12 protein-coding genes are annotated in these 14,241 nt (G+C 73.7%); 8 read left to right on the forward strand and 4 right to left on the reverse strand.

The genetic code is table 11. The features are described from left to right. The first annotated feature begins 70 nt into the window (after positions 1 to 70). From ABTY59_RS12030 to ABTY59_RS12040, 3 genes are all read left to right on the forward strand, one after another. Positions 71 to 622 carry an FHA domain-containing protein gene (locus ABTY59_RS12030; RefSeq protein ID WP_352018790.1) on the forward strand — a complete coding sequence of 184 codons (552 nt, stop codon included), beginning with the start codon at positions 71 to 73 and terminating at the stop codon, positions 620 to 622. A 140-nt stretch (positions 623 to 762) separates the two neighbouring features. After that, complete coding sequence (locus ABTY59_RS12035) at positions 763 to 1,905, forward strand: cytochrome P450 (RefSeq protein ID WP_352018791.1); 1,143 nt, start codon at positions 763 to 765, stop codon at positions 1,903 to 1,905. A 100-nt stretch (positions 1,906 to 2,005) separates the two neighbouring features. Beyond that, positions 2,006 to 2,500: a hypothetical protein gene (locus ABTY59_RS12040; RefSeq protein WP_352018792.1), complete on the forward strand. Its 495-nt coding sequence runs from the start codon at positions 2,006 to 2,008 to the stop codon at positions 2,498 to 2,500. Here ABTY59_RS12040 and ABTY59_RS12045 read toward each other — a convergent pair. Together ABTY59_RS12045 and treY are read right to left on the reverse strand one after the other, a co-directional pair. Next, positions 2,478 to 3,041, reverse strand: a complete 564-nt coding sequence (locus tag ABTY59_RS12045; protein WP_352018793.1) for a hypothetical protein — start codon at positions 3,039 to 3,041, stop codon at positions 2,478 to 2,480. The two genes, ABTY59_RS12040 and ABTY59_RS12045, sit on opposite strands and share 23 nt — an antisense overlap. 34 nt (positions 3,042 to 3,075) lie before the next feature. Beyond that, positions 3,076 to 5,403, reverse strand: a complete 2,328-nt coding sequence (gene treY / locus ABTY59_RS12050; RefSeq protein WP_352018794.1) for a malto-oligosyltrehalose synthase — start codon at positions 5,401 to 5,403, stop codon at positions 3,076 to 3,078. A gap of 90 nt (positions 5,404 to 5,493) precedes the next feature. On the opposite strand from treY, the gene ABTY59_RS12055 reads away from it, so the two are divergent. Further along, positions 5,494 to 6,714 carry an MFS transporter gene (locus tag ABTY59_RS12055; RefSeq protein ID WP_352018876.1) on the forward strand — a complete coding sequence of 407 codons (1,221 nt, stop codon included), beginning with the start codon at positions 5,494 to 5,496 and terminating at the stop codon, positions 6,712 to 6,714. On the opposite strand, the gene glgX is transcribed toward ABTY59_RS12055, so the two are convergent. After that, on the reverse strand, positions 6,683 to 8,803 hold the full coding sequence (gene glgX, locus ABTY59_RS12060; protein WP_352018795.1) for a glycogen debranching protein GlgX: 2,121 nt from the start codon (positions 8,801 to 8,803) through the stop codon (positions 6,683 to 6,685). The genes ABTY59_RS12055 and glgX overlap by 32 nt on opposite strands. A gap of 138 nt (positions 8,804 to 8,941) precedes the next feature. On the opposite strand from glgX, the gene ABTY59_RS12065 reads away from it, so the two are divergent. The 4 genes from ABTY59_RS12065 to ABTY59_RS12080 all read left to right on the forward strand — a co-directional run bounded on the left by ABTY59_RS12065 (position 8,942) and on the right by ABTY59_RS12080 (position 13,407). Next, positions 8,942 to 9,796 carry a Tat pathway signal sequence domain protein gene (locus ABTY59_RS12065; RefSeq protein ID WP_352018796.1) on the forward strand — a complete coding sequence of 285 codons (855 nt, stop codon included), beginning with the start codon at positions 8,942 to 8,944 and terminating at the stop codon, positions 9,794 to 9,796. 53 nt (positions 9,797 to 9,849) lie between these two features. After that, on the forward strand, positions 9,850 to 11,172 hold the full coding sequence (locus ABTY59_RS12070; RefSeq protein WP_352018797.1) for a copper amine oxidase: 1,323 nt from the start codon (positions 9,850 to 9,852) through the stop codon (positions 11,170 to 11,172). Positions 11,173 to 11,293: 121 nt separating this feature from the next. Beyond that, a complete protein-coding gene (locus tag ABTY59_RS12075; protein WP_352018798.1) occupies positions 11,294 to 12,598 on the forward strand; it encodes a DUF5919 domain-containing protein in 1,305 nt (434 codons plus the stop codon). An 86-nt stretch (positions 12,599 to 12,684) separates the two neighbouring features. After that, positions 12,685 to 13,407 (forward strand): 3'-5' exonuclease, encoded by a 723-nt coding sequence (locus tag ABTY59_RS12080; RefSeq protein ID WP_352018799.1) that lies wholly within the window; start codon positions 12,685 to 12,687, stop codon positions 13,405 to 13,407. Here the strand turns inward: ABTY59_RS12080 and ABTY59_RS12085 are convergent. Continuing rightward, entirely contained in the window at positions 13,404 to 14,228 is an 825-nt protein-coding gene (locus tag ABTY59_RS12085) for an alpha/beta fold hydrolase (RefSeq protein ID WP_352018800.1), read from the reverse strand. The two genes, ABTY59_RS12080 and ABTY59_RS12085, sit on opposite strands and share 4 nt — an antisense overlap. Between the last annotated feature and the right edge of the window lie 13 nt (positions 14,229 to 14,241).

Here is a 14,241-nt window from a genome sequence, read left to right on the forward strand (position 1 = left end):
GTGTACGGAGTTTCCCCAGGCCCGGGGCCCTTCTGGACACTTCGGGCCCGACGGGCCGACAATCTCGGATGTGACGACCCCTTTCGAGCTTCCGGCGAACACCCCACGGCGGCTGACCGACGCCGAGCGGGACCGCGCGCTGGTCCTGCTCCGTGAGGGCGCCGCCCAGGGACGCCTCTCGCACGACACCTTCGTCTTCCGGATGGAGCGCGCGCTCCAGGCCCGCCGGCCCGACGAACTCGCCCTGCTCACCGCCGACCTGCGGAGCGAGGGCACGTGGACCCGGCGGGTGGTCGGCGCGGTGGAACGGATGTCGGCGTTCACGGCGCGCGTCGGGCGGGCCTGGAGCGCGGAGCGGCTGCCGAAGCTGCTGCTGCCGCACCCCGGCCCGTACCCGCTGCGGATCGGCCGCGACCCCGTCAACGGTCTGCGGCTCAGCCACGAGACGGCCTCCCGGCTGCACGCCGAGCTCTCGCTGCAGGGCGGTCTGTGGGTGCTGCGGGACCTGGGCTCGACGAACGGCACCACCGTCAACGGGCGGCGGGTCACCGGCGCCGTGGTCGTGCGGCCGGGGGACGTCGTCGGCTTCGGCCAGATGTCGTTCCGGCTCTCGCACGACTGACACGACGGAACGACGCTTCACGGGCCTTCACCCGTTCGGCGGTATGCGGCGGGCGGGGAGGCCCACCGGATGATGGGCTGGGCAGACGCGCGCCACGATCTCCGGCCGCGGTACCCACCGCCGAGCGAGCAGGGGGCGAGATGAGCGACGCGCCGAACCGCGACCCGCACCCGGGCATACGGAGCGAACGGCCGGAGGAGTCCGGCGATCCCTGGAGGCGACTGCCGTCGATGGCGCCGGCGACACCGTCGGCCGAGAGGGCCGGGCGCCTCGGCGCCCCGACCGCCCCCCGCGCGGGCGCGGCCCCCGTCACCGGTCGCGTACGGCCCCTGGCGGACCCGTCCGCCGCCGGACCCGTCCCGCCCGGCGGGCGGACCGTCGCGCCGAGCCCCCTGGACCCCGGTGCCTCGCGCGACCCGCACGGGATCCACCGCACGCTGCGCGAGGAGTTCCCGCTCACCTACGACCCGCTGCTGCGGGCCTGGGTCCTCAGCCGGTACGCGGACGTGGCCACCGCCCTCACCGACGCCCGCTTCACCCACGGGCACCGGCCCGGCGACCCGCCGTGCGCCCGGGTCCACGTCGACGTCGACATCGAGGCGCTGCGCGCGGTCACCGAACGCACCGCCCACGTCCTGGCCCGCAGGATCGCCGAACGGCCCCAGGCCGACCTGGTCGCCGACTTCTCCCACTGGCTGCCGGCCGGCACCGTCGCCGCCGCCGTCGGCGTGCCCTACCGCGACATGATGCGGCTCGTCCGCGGCCGGGCGGCGGGCGCGCTCGCCGGGGAGTGCGGCGGCCAGATCGCCGTACGGGAGAAGGCGCTCGCCTCCTTCCTCGCCAACGTCCTCGCCGACCCCGACCAGGTCGCCGCGCTGCGCGAAGCCCCCGCGGGTCAGGTCGCCCGGGCCTGGGCCGAGTCGCTGCGCCGGGACCCGCCCGTGCAGATCGCGGTGCGCCGCACGAGCGCCGAGGTGCCGGTGAGCGGCGGTGTCGTCCCGGCGGGCGCGTCCGTCGCCCTGCTCCTCGGCTCCGCGGGCCGCGACCCGGAGCGCTTCCGTGAACCGGACCGCTTCGACCCCTTCCGCGACGACCCGGGACAGCTCACGTACGGGTCGGGGTTCTGCCCCGCGGTCCTGCTCGCCGGGTTCGAGGCGGAGTACGCCCTGCGGGCCCTCTTCGCGGCCATGCCCCGGCTGCGCCTGGCCGACGGCTTCCGTCCCGTGTCCACCGGACTCATCACGCGCGCGCCCCGGAGCCTGATCGTCCGCCCGGGCGGTTGAACCGGATCGGCGGCGCGACGAGGAGCCCCGCGACCGCTGTTAGGGTGACGTGCGCTCGTCAACGGGCGTTCGTTTTACCACTTTCAACGGGGATTCAAACATGAAGATGCGTCATGTCCGTGCGATCGCTGTGTTCGGCATCGCGGTGGTCGCCCTGACGGGTGCCCGCGGTTCGCACGGCGGCAGCTGCGGCGGAAGCAGCTCCAGCGGCAGCCACAGCAACGGCAGCAACCACAGCGACAACGACGGCACCTCGGGCAGCGGTTCCGGCGGTTCCGTGTCCGGCGGTTCCGGCAGCGCGGACAAGGCCCTGCGCGATGTCACCATCGACGAGTGCAAGTTCGACCCGGCGACCAAGAAGCTGGTCGGCCGGATCACCATCAAGAACGACGGCGTGCTCGACTATGACTACGACGTCACGATGAAGTTCACGGGTGGCGCGGGCGCCACCGTGACCCCGGCACAGTCGAGGACGACCGCCATCGCGGTCGCGGCGGGCGCCACCAAGACCGCCGAACTCTCCACCGAGTACCCCGGCACCGGCGACGGCTCCGAGTACACCAAGTGCGAGGTCACGCGGGTGTCCCGCTCCTGACCCGCTCCACGGGCGCGGCCGGGTCCTCGCGGCCCGGCCGCAGCACCGAGGCGAGCAGCAGGAACCCCGGGAGGATCCCGGCGACGGTCCGGCCCGCGGCCACCGGGGCACCGAGGGCCGCGAGCGCCAGGCCCGCGGCGCCGCAGGCCGCGATCGACGCGCCGAGCACATGGAGCGCCGGCCTGCGCCAGGCGACCGCGAGCCCGGAGAAGTGCACGCCGACGACGAGGGCGATCCAGCCCACGGCGGCCTGCGGGGCGTGCAGCACGCGTGCGATCACCACGAGGCCGGCCACGAGCCCGAGCACCTCGGCCGCCACCACGTACCAGTAGCTCCGGCCGAACCGGGTGCGGGACGCGGGCGTCGCCGTGCCCGCCACGCCGCTTCCGCGCCGCCCGAGGACGGTCACCCAGAGGAACGCGGCGAGGGACAGCAGCCGCAGGGGCATGGCGACCGCCGTGGGCAGGCTGCCCGCGTTGGCCTGGACGAACACGAGCCCGAACGCGGCGCCGATGATCCGCCCGGTCTGATCCTTTGTCATGATCATCAGCTTGTCATGGTCGTGGCGGCGGCGTTCATCCCACCCGGACGAGCAGCGCCACCGGCCGCTCCGCGAACAGCTCCGCCAGCTTCACCTCCGTCGCCGGACCGCCCGTGAACTCCCGCACCCCGTCGAGCGCGTCGGCCCAGCGCCCCTCGGGCAGCACCAGCTCCGTGTCCTGCCAGCCGCCCGCCTGGGCCAGGCGCAGGGAGAGCCGGGTCACGGCCGTGATCGCCCGGCCGGAACGGGCGAAGGCCAGACAGTGCGCCGCCGCCGGGCCCTCCGCCGCCAGCGGGACGTACGTGCCGCCCGGACCGAAGGCCTCCGGGTGCGCGCGCCGCAGCCGCAGCGCCGCCCGGACCAGAGCCGTACGGTCGTCGTCCTCGCCGGCCGCGAACGGCGCCCGGTTGTCCGGGTCGACGAGCGCCCGGTACTCCCGCTCCGTGTTCTGGTACAGCTCCGGCACCCCCGGCATCGTCAGCTGCGCGAGCAGGGCTCCCAGCGCGTGCGCCCGGATGTGCGGCTCCAGGGCGAAGGCCGCCTCCGAGGCCGTCCGCAGCGGGATCCGGCCGGGCCCGGCCGCCGCGAACTCGGCCACCGCCCGCTCGTACTCGGCGTCCGGCTCCGTCCAGCTGGTCCTGAGACCCGCCTCCCGCACGGACTTCAGGATCGCGGGGCCCAGCCGGTCCGGGTCCGGGGCGCCGAAGCCGAAGGCCGTCTGCCAGGCCGTCCACGCCACGTGCGGGTCGGGCGCGGGCACCCCCGCGACCTCCGTCAGCAGCTCCGCCCACACCTCGGGGCACTGCGCGAGCACCGCGATCGCGGCCCGGACGTCCGCGCTGCGCTTGGTGTCGTGCGTGGAGAGCACGGTGCCGGTGGCCGGCCAGTCCCGGGCGATCCGCAGGCAGTACGCGTGGAACTCCTCCACCGGAACCGCGGGGCGGCCCGCGTCCCCGCCGACCTCGTTCGCCGAGAGCAGCGGGGTGTACCGGTAGAAGGCGGTGTCCTCCACCGACTTGGCCCGCAGCGCGGACGAGGTCTGCGCGAACCGCGCCCGGAACGCCCGGTGTTCGGGTCCGTCGCCGAGCGCGCCGAGCGCCAGCGCCCGCACCGCGTCCACCGCCGAGGCCTCCTCGGGCACCGCGAACGCCGCCTTCGCGCCGCGCGCCGCCTCCGGTGTCAGCACCTCCTCGCCGCCCGTCCGGTACGGGCGGTAGACGGGGACCCGGACGAGGAGCTCCCGGATCGCGGTGCGCAGCGCCCAGGGGGCGTGGTCGCGCAGCGCGGGGTCGGCGGCGCAGACCCGGCCGGCGATCCGGGTCAGGGCGGCCGTCTCGGCGGCCAGGTCATGGGTGACCACCTCGTACGCCGCGCGGCTCGCGGTCGCCTCCCAGCGGCCGCCCCGGTCCCCGGCCTTGCCGACGAACTCGCGGTACACGTCGGCGAGTTCGTCGGCACCCACCGGGTCGGTGAGCACGCCGTCGACGCGGCGCAGCGCGTCGTACCCGGTGGTGCCCGCGACCGGCCAGGCCGCGGGCAGCGTCTCGGCCCCGGTGAGGATCTTCTCGACGACCGTCCAGCAGCGCCCGCCCGTCGCCTCCGCCAGGTCCTCCAGATAGCCCTGCGGGTCGGCGAGCCCGTCGGGATGGTCGATGCGCAGCCCCTCGATCACCCCGTCCGCGACCAGCTCCACGATCTTCGCGTGGCTCGCGGCGAACACCTCGGGGTCCTCCACCCGCACCCCGATGAGCTCCGAGACGGTGAAGAAGCGGCGGTAGTCCAGCTCCGTGCGGGCCAGCCGCCACCAGCCGAGCCGGTACCACTGGGCGTCGAGCAGCTCGTCGAGCGGCAGGTCCCCGGTGCCCGCGCGGAGCGGGAACTCCTGCCCGTCCAGGTGCAGGGAGCCGTCCGCGACCCGGAACCGGTCCCGGACCTCCGGGAGCCGCGCGGGCAGCACCGGGAGCAGCACCCGGCCGTCACCCGCCCGCCAGTCGATGTCGAACCAGCGGGCGAACGGCGAGTCCGGTCCCTCGCGGAGCACGGCGCGCAGCGCGTGGTTGTGCCGCGGGGAGGCCGCCATGTGGTTGGGCACCAGGTCCACGACGAGCCCGAGCCCCCGGGCCCGCGCGGTCGCCGCCAGGGACCGCAGGCCTTCCTCGCCGCCCAGTTCGGCCCGGACGGACCGGTGGTCGGTGACGTCGTAGCCGTGGGTCGAGCCGGGCACCGCCTCCAGGACCGGGGAGAGGTGCAGGTGCGAGACCCCGAGGCCCGCGAGGTACGGCACGGCCCGCTCGGCGGCCGCGAACGGGAACTCCGGCTGGAGCTGCAACCGGTAGGTCGAGGTGGGTGGATTGGGCGTCATGCGAACGTACGTACCCCGCCGGAGGGCTTCTGTGTCATCGCCCCATGCACCCGTTCGAGTGCATCGCGTTACGTTCGCGTGATGCTCCGGATGTATCGCGACACTCTGTCGCTGCTCGGGCCGGCCCTGCCGGTCGTCTCCTTCCTCGGCCGGCTGCCCACCGCCATGTGCCAGCTCGGCAGCCTGCTCCTCGTCGCCGAGACGAGCGGATCCCTCGCCACCGCAGGCCTCACCGGCGGCGCGCTCGCCGCCGGACAGACCGTCGCCGGGCCCGTCATCGGCCGGCTCGCCGACCGGCACGGCCAGCGCGGGGTCGTCCTCGCCGCCTCCCTCGCCAACGCGGTCGCCGTCACCGCCCTGGTCCTCGCCGCCCTCGCCGACGCCCCCACCGGGCCGCTGATGGCGCTGGGGGCGCTCGCCGGAGCCACCGTCCCGCAGGTCGGACCGCTCGCCCGGACCCGCTCCGTGGCCCTCGCCCGCCGCTCCGGCGCGGACGACCGGCTCGTGGGCACGGTGCTCTCCTTCGAGGGCACCCTCGACGAGGTCTCCTTCGTCCTCGGGCCCGCCCTCGTCGGCCTCGCCGCCGCGCTCGCCCACCCGGCGGCCGCGCTGCTCCTGGCGGCGCTGCTCCTCGTCGGCTGCGGGACGGCCTTCGCCCTCCACCCGACGGCCCGCGCGATCGCGCCCGTCGCGTCCACCCGTACGAGTGCCGCCGAACGGACGCGCCTGCCCGGATCCGCGTACGCCCTGCGCGGCACGATGGTCCTCCAGGGCGCCATGTTCGGCGCCTCGCAGGCCGGGATCACCGCCCTCACCGAGGAGCTCGGCGCGCCCGCGCAGGCCGGGCTCGTCTACGCGGCCATGGGCGTCATGAGCGCCGCCGTAGGCCTCTCCATGGCCGCCGTGCCCGCCCGGATCGGGCTCGCCACCCGCTGGCGGGCCGCGACCGCCGGGCTCGTCCTCCTCTCCGTGCCGCTGCTGTTCGTCGGGTCCCTGGGCGCGCTGTACGCGGTCGTCGTCGTCCTCGGCGCCGCCTACGCCCCGCACCTGATCACGGTCTTCGGCCTCACCGAGCGGACCGTGCCCGCCTCCCGGCTCGCCGAGTCCATGGCCTTCCTCACCAGCGGGATCGTCGGCGGCCAGGCCCTCGCCCTGGCCGTGTCCGGACGGCTCGCCGAGGGCAGGGGCGCCCCCGCCGCCTTCGCGGTGGCGGTGGGGGCGGCCGTGGCCTGCGCCGCGCTGTCCTGGACGGTGCGGGTGACGGCCCCCGCACGCGCGCTCACGCCGGCCGGCGCAGAACGGTCAGGCTGAGCGGCGCGAGCGTCACCCGCTCTCCGCCCGCCAGCTCCGGGCCCTCCCCTGGCGGCATGCCCTCCGGGTCCGAGGTGTCCACGACCATCCGCCAGCACCGTCCGTGACTGTCCGGGACGGCGAACTCCAGCTCCTTCGACGAGGCGTTGAACATCAGCAGGAACGAGTCGTCGGCGATCCGCTCGCCCTGGGTCCCGGGCTCCGAGATCGCGTTGCCGTTGAGGAAGACCGTCAGCGCCTGGGCGTGCGCGGCCTGCCAGTCGCGGGAGGTCATCTCCTCGCCCTCGGGCGTGAACCAGGCGATGTCGGTGAGCTCGTCGTGGGTGCCCTCCACCGGCCGGCCGTGGAAGAAGCGGCGGCGCCGGAAGACCGGATGGTCACGGCGCAGCCGGACCATCGCGCGCGTGAAGCGCAGCAGCGTGGCCTCCGCCTCGCTGTTCTCCTTCGGCCAGCGCACCCAGGAGACCTCGTTGTCCTGGCAGTAGGCGTTGTTGTTGCCGCCCTGCGTCCGCCCGAACTCGTCGCCGTGGCTCAGCATCGGCACGCCCTGCGAGAGCATCAGCGTGGCGAGGAAGTTGCGGGTCTGGCGGGCGCGCAGCTCGGCGATCCCGACGTCGTCGGTCTCGCCCTCGACCCCGCAGTTCCAGGAGCGGTTGTAGCCCTCGCCGTCGCGGTTGCCCTCGCCGTTCGCCTCGTTGTGCTTGTCGTTGTACGAGACGAGGTCGCGCAGGGTGAAGCCGTCGTGGCAGGTCACGAAGTTGACCGAGGCGAGCGGCCGCCGGCCGTCGTCCTGGTACAGGTCGGAGGACCCGGTCAGCCGGGAGGCGAACTCGGCGAGCGTGCGCGGCTCGCCCCGCCACAGGTCCCGCACGCAGTCCCGGTACTTGCCGTTCCACTCGGTCCACAGCGGCGGGAAGTTGCCCACCTGGTAACCGCCCTCCCCGACGTCCCACGGCTCGGCGATCAGCTTCACCTGGCTCACCACCGGGTCCTGCTGCACCAGGTCGAAGAACGAGGACAGCCGGTCCACCTCGTGGAACTGCCGGGCCAGGGTGGCCGCGAGGTCGAAGCGGAAGCCGTCCACGTGCATCTCGGTCACCCAGTACCGCAGACTGTCCATGATCAGCTGGAGCACGTGCGGGGAGCGCATGAGCAGCGAGTTCCCGGTGCCGGTGGTGTCCGTGTAGTACCGGGGGTCGTCCGCGAGCCGGTAGTACGAGGGGTTGTCCAGGCCCCGCATGGAGAGCGTCGGGCCCAGGTGGTTGCCCTCGGCGGTGTGGTTGTAGACCACGTCGAGGATGACCTCGATGCCCGCCTGGTGCAGCGCCCGGACCGCCGACTTGAACTCCAGGACCTGCTGGCCCCGGTCGCCCCAGGACGCGTAGGCGTTGTGCGGGGCGAAGAAGCCGATCGTGTTGTAGCCCCAGTAGTTGGACAGGCCCGCGTCCACGAGCCGGTGGTCGTTCACGAACTGGTGAACGGGCATCAGTTCGAGCGCGGTGACGCCGAGTTCCCTCAGATGGCCGATCACGGACGGATGCGCCAGCCCCGCGTACGTGCCGCGCAGCTCCTCCGGAAGGTCCGGGTGCAGCATGGTGAGGCCCTTCACATGGGCCTCGTAGATCACCGTGTGGTGGTACTCGGTGCGCGGGCGCCGGTCGTCGCCCCAGTCGAAGTACGGGTTGACCACGACCGAGGCCATCGTGTGCGGGCCCGAGTCGAGGTCGTTGCGCGCGTCGGGCCGCCCGAACGGGTACCCGTACACCGCCTCCCCCCACTGGACCCGCCCCGACACCGCGCGCGCGTACGGGTCGAGCAGCAGCTTCGCCGCGTTGCAGCGCAGCCCCCGCTCCGGTGCGTACGGGCCGTGCACCCGGAACCCGTACCGCTGGCCGGGCATCACGCCCGGCAGATACGCGTGCCGCACGAACGCGTCGGTCTCGCGCAGTTCCACCGCCGTCTCCGAGCCGTCGTCGTGCAGCAGACACAGCTCGATCCTGTGGGCGGCCTCCGAGAAGACCGCGAAGTTGGTTCCCGCTCCGTCATAGGTGGCGCCCAGGGGGTACGCCTGTCCCGGCCAGACCTGCATGGATACGACTCTTCCTCTTCTGTCCGGGTTTTATAGGGCTTCCTCGGCCAGATCCTGCCCGAAAGAGGGGCAACCACCTAGGACTTCGCCCCGTCCTACCGGGTGACCGCAGAACAAGAGGGGGAACGAGGGGGAAGTGTGTACGAAATAGTGCGCCGCCACCTGGGGAAGGTGGTGGCCGGAGCGGCCATGGCGGTGACGGGAACCGCCGTCGCGGTCGCGATCGGCCTGCCGGGCCAGGCGGGCGCGGACGGGACCGCCGGGCCGTCCGGGGCCGGGTCGAGCGTCGGCGGCACCGCGGGACCGGGCGCGGACGGCGGACCGGCCGCGAGCGGCGGGCAGGGGGAGGCCGGAGGGCAGGGCGTGGCCGCCGCCCCGCCGCCCGCCACGGTGGTCCCGCCCGCGGCCGAGGGGAAGAAGGGCGTCGGCAGCGACCCGCTCACCGACGACGAACTCGCCCGCGCCGAGTCGCTGGCGCTGACCCCGCCCGCCGCCTCCGCGCAGCAGGACGTCACGGGCGGCCGGGGCCCGCAGCGCCTCGGCACCCGGCTCGCCGACCCGCTGCCGGGGGACGCGACACGCCGCGCCGAGGTCCGTCTCTACGACTACGGGCGCGACGAGCTCATCACCAGGACCGTCAACCTCGACACCGGCAAGGTCGAGAAGTCCGGGGCGCAGCGCGGGGTCCAGCCCTCCGCCCACCCCGAGGAGCTGCGCGAGGCCATGGAGCTGATCCTCGCGAGCCCGCTCGGCAAGGGCGTCAAGGAGGACTACGAGGACGCCACCGGCAAGGAGCTCACCTCCACCGCGCAGCTGTGGTTCAACGGCGACGTCTACCGCACCTACCGCGAGGCCCACGTCCCCGCGCAGCTCGCCCGGTGCGGCGAGCACCGGTGCGTCCGGCTCGTCACCAAGGTCCTCAACGGGGCCTGGATCGACACCCGGAACCTGATCGTCGACCTTTCCGCGAGGACCGTCACCCGGGTCGGCTGACCGCGCCCCGGCAACTCCGCAGACCCACGACACGTACGAGGGAGTACGTCCCCATGTCCCACCGGAGGAACACGCGCGCCCGCAAGCGCGGCGCCGTCCTGACCGCCGCCGCCCTGCTCGGCACCGCCACGGCCGCCGCAGGTCCCGCGACCGGCGCCACCGCCGCGACCACCCCGCCCGCGCCGTCGCGCCCGGCGCCCACGACGCCGGACTGCTCCGCCGCGTACCGCATCACGCAGAAGCTCGACGGCGGCACCACCTGGCGCATGTGCTGGCGCTACGACACCGACGCCGGTCTCACGCTCGACCGGATCACCTACCAGCCGCCCGGCGCCACCGCGCCCATCAAGGTCCTCACCAGCGCCCGGCTCGCCCAGATCCACGTGCCGTACGACGACGGCGGCGCCGAGTACGACGACCTCACCGGCGCCGGATTCGGCTACGGCCTGCAGAACCTCAAGCCGGCCGAGTGCCCCGGCGGCACCCTCACCACCGTGAAGGTCGCCGACGTCGGCGACATCAAGGGCCTGTGCACCACCACGCGGGCGCGCGGGCACGCGTACCGCATGGCCAGCGACAACGGCGCCAAGGTCTGGGCGGCCCAGGCCAAGGACCTGCTCGTCTACACCGTCAACAAGGTCGGCTGGTACGAGTACATCACCGAGTGGCGCTTCACCGCCGACGGCACCATCGGCGCCAACGTCGGTGCCACCGGCAGCCTCTCGCCCGTCGACTACAACGCCACCGACGGACGTGGCTGGCCCATCGGCAAGGGTGCCAAGGGCTACGCCACCAGCCACGCCCACAACGTCTTCTGGAAGCTCGACTTCGGTCTCGACGGCTCCACCAAGGACCGGATCGAGCAGTTCGACTCGGCCGTCACCGCACCCACCGGCGGCGGTGGACCCACCGTGAAGACCACCCGCACCGTCGTCACCAAGGAACTCGCGGGCGACGCGAAGAACATGCGGTGGTGGCGGGTGGTCAGCGGCACCGGCAAGAACGCGGACGGGCACGCCCGCTCGTACGAGATCGTGCCGGGTCACACCGACACCCACGCGGGCCGCGGATTCACCAAGCACGACGTGTACTTCACCCAGGCCCGCGCCTGCGAGAAGTTCGCGAGCAACAACATCGGCAACTGCGCCGCGGGCGCCGGTGACAGCGTCGACAGGTGGGTCAACGGCGAGACGCTGACTCAGCCGTCCGTGTGGGTCAACATCGGGTTCCACCACATCGCCCGGGACGAGGACCAGCAGCCCATGCCGGTCCACTGGCAGGGCTTCCAGCTCGCGCCCAGGGACGTAACCGCTATGAATCCGCTCACTCCGGCCGATCTCGCCTCCCAGAACGGGCAGCCGGATCTGGGGAGTTGAGGAAGCAGCCTGACGATCCTGCTGCACCGCCTCCCGCTCGGGGAGTACCCTTCCTTGATCGTTGTCACATGGTCATCCTGTCCGCCGGAACGGGTGTCCGGGAGCAGAAGGCGGTGCGCGGGTGAGCTCGGGAGGTCTGGAGCTGCCCCCAGGTGACGCGGGTCACGAGGGGGGCCCGGCCGGCCCCGCAGAGGCGCCGCCCGGAGCGGTCGCGCCGCCGGGCACGGCCGTACCACCGGGCGTGGTGCTGCCGCCCGGCACGGTCACCGTCGGGCGGCCGGTGGAGATCGGGGCGGAACTCGACTGGGGCGCCGAGGCCTGGAGCGAGGTCCGCACCCGGGCCCAGCGCGCGGGCCGCGCCTACATCTGGCTGAATCTCGTCGAACAGCGGCTGCGGGCCGTGGTCGCCGCCGTCCTGCGGCCCGTGTACGAACCCGTGCACGGCGAGGAGTGGGTGGTGGCCGCGGCGGGTCCGGCCGGCCAGGAATGGGTCCAGCGGGCGGTCGCCGTCCGCGAGGTGTCCCGGCGCAAGGGCTATCTGCTCGACCCCGCCGACGACAACGTGCTGAGCTTCCTCACGCTGCCGCAGCTGCGGGAGCTGATGGTCCAGCACTGGCCGTGCTTCGAGCCCTACTTCGACGACCGGCGCGAGGTCGAGCTCGCCCTCGACGAGCTGGAGGTCACGCGCAACGTGGTCTCCCGCAACCGGGCGCTCTCGCTGACCGTCCTCGCCCAGTCCGAGCGGGCCTCCGCCCGCATCCTGGAGATCCTCGGCAGCGGGGCCGGCGTGCCGTCCGCCGACCGGCTCCCGGTGGACGCGGTCGAGGACCTCGTCGGCGACCGGTACGCGGACGTGGTCTCCGTCCACCCCGACCGGGTCCGGCTCCAGCGGCAGCTGCCCGCCGAGGACCTCTTCGGCGGGGCCCGCCGGCTCGACGCCACCGGCATAGGCCTCAATCTGCTCGTGCAGAACTTCTCCGGCCGCCGCATGGTCCGGCTCGCCGAGTCCGGCTGCCGCACCCGGCTCCTCTTCCTCAACCCGGCGAGCAGCGCCGTCAAGCGCCGCGAGCGGGAACTCGGCCTGAAGAAGGGCGAGCTGAGCCGGTCGGTCGAGATGAACATCCTGCACATGCGCCGGGTCCGCTCGAAGCTGCGCGACCCCGGCGCGTTCCAGATCCACGTCTTCGACGAGACCCCCCGCTTCACCGCCTACCTGGTGGACGGCGACGGACCGGACGGGGTCGGCGTCGTCCAGTCGTACCTGCGCCGGGCCCGGGGCATGGAGGCTCCGGTCCTCGTCCTGCGGGGCGGCGGACGGAACGTGGTCCGGCACGGGCAGTCCGCCCGTGAGGGAGATCACGGACTTTTCGAGACATACCGGGAGGAGTTCGAGTCGGTCTGGCTCGACTCCCGGCCCGTCTCCTGACCTCCCGCCGGGGGAGCCGGAGGCGTTGTCAGTGGCGCGTGCGAGGGTGGTCAGCACCACGGGGGAGATCACGTAAGGAGGACCCGATGGCTTGGCATGGGGAACCGCTGGTCGGCTTCGACCTGGAGACGACCGGCACCGACCCGCTGGAGGCCCGTATCGTCACGGCCTCGATCGTCGGCTTCCACGACGGACGGGTGGTCCGGCAGCGCGACTGGCTCGCCGACCCCGGCATCCGCATCCCCGAGCAGGCCTCCGCGATCCACGGCATCAGCAGCGAGCGGGCCGCGGCCGAGGGCCGGCCGGTGCGCGAGGTCGCCGACGAGATCGCGGAGACACTGACCGGCTACTGGAACCAGGGCGTGCCCGTCGTCGCGTACAACGCCTCCTTCGACCTCACGCTCCTCGCCGCCGAGCTGCGCCGCCACGGCCTGCCCTCCCTGGAGGAGCGGCTCGGCGGGACGGCCATCGGCCCGGTCGTCGACCCGTACACCATCGACCGGGCCGTCGACCGCTACCGGCGCGGCAAGCGGAACCTGGAAGCGGTCTGCGGGGAGTACGGCGTGGTCCTCGAAGCCGCCCACCAGGCCGCCGCCGACGCGCTCGCCGCCGTCCGGGTCGCCGTCGCGATAGCCGAGCGGCACCCCCAGGTGGCCGCCCTGGCCCCGGCCGAGCTGCACGAGCGGCAGATCGGCTGGTACCGCGCCTGGGCCGAGAACTTCCAGGACTTCCTGCGCCGCAAGGGCGACGCGGAGGCGGTCGTCGACTCCACGTGGCCCCTGCGTCCCGCCGTCGCGGTGGCCGGCTAGCCGTTCTCCTTGAGGAAGGAGAGCAGCAGCTCGCTGACCTTCTCCGGCTGGTCGAGCTGCAGCCAGTGGCCCGCGCCCTCCACCCGCTCGTAGCGCCACGGCCCGGCGACGTACTCGGCCGTGCCGGTCATCTGCCGCTCGGTCAGGAAGCGGTCACCGGTCGACCAGACGCCCATGACGGGAACGGCCAGCGGCGGCAGCGCGGCCGGCGCGGACAGCTGGACCCCGATCGGCAGCCCGGCCCGGTAGACGCTCAGCGCGGCGGTCAGCGCGCCCGGGACGCGCAACCGTTCCAGGACCGCGTCCACCTCGGGGTGCTCGCCGAGCATGTCGCGCAGGTTCGCGAAGTCGTCCCGGGAGAGCCACTCCTCCGCGAGCCCCTCGTGCTGGAACATCGTCACGTGCCACAGGCGCTGCCGCTGCTCCCACCCGGCGCCGAGGATCGCGGCGAGGTTGCCCACCGACATGATGGTCGCGCTCATCACCCGGTCCGGCACGAAGCCCGCGATGCCCTGCGCGACTCCCGACCCCCAGTCGTGACCCACCACGTGGAAGCGGTCGATCCCGAGACGGCCGAGCAGCTCCAGCAGATCGCCCACGTGCTTCGCGGGGTGGTACGCCTCCGGACCGCCCTCGGGCCGGTCGGAGTCGCCGAAGCCCCGCAGCGTGGGCGCCACGGTCCGGAAGCCGGCGTCGTTCAGCGCCGCGACCTGGTGACGCCACAGACGGTGGCTGTCGGGGAAGCCGTGCACGAGCAGGACGGCCGGTCCCTCCCCGCTCACCTCGACGTCGAGCGTCACCTCGGACAGCTGTACCCGCATCTCAACACCCCGA

Origin of the sequence: Streptomyces sp. NPDC096079 (assembly GCF_040303145.1) — a bacterium.
GTDB lineage: Bacteria > Actinomycetota > Actinomycetes > Streptomycetales > Streptomycetaceae > Streptomyces.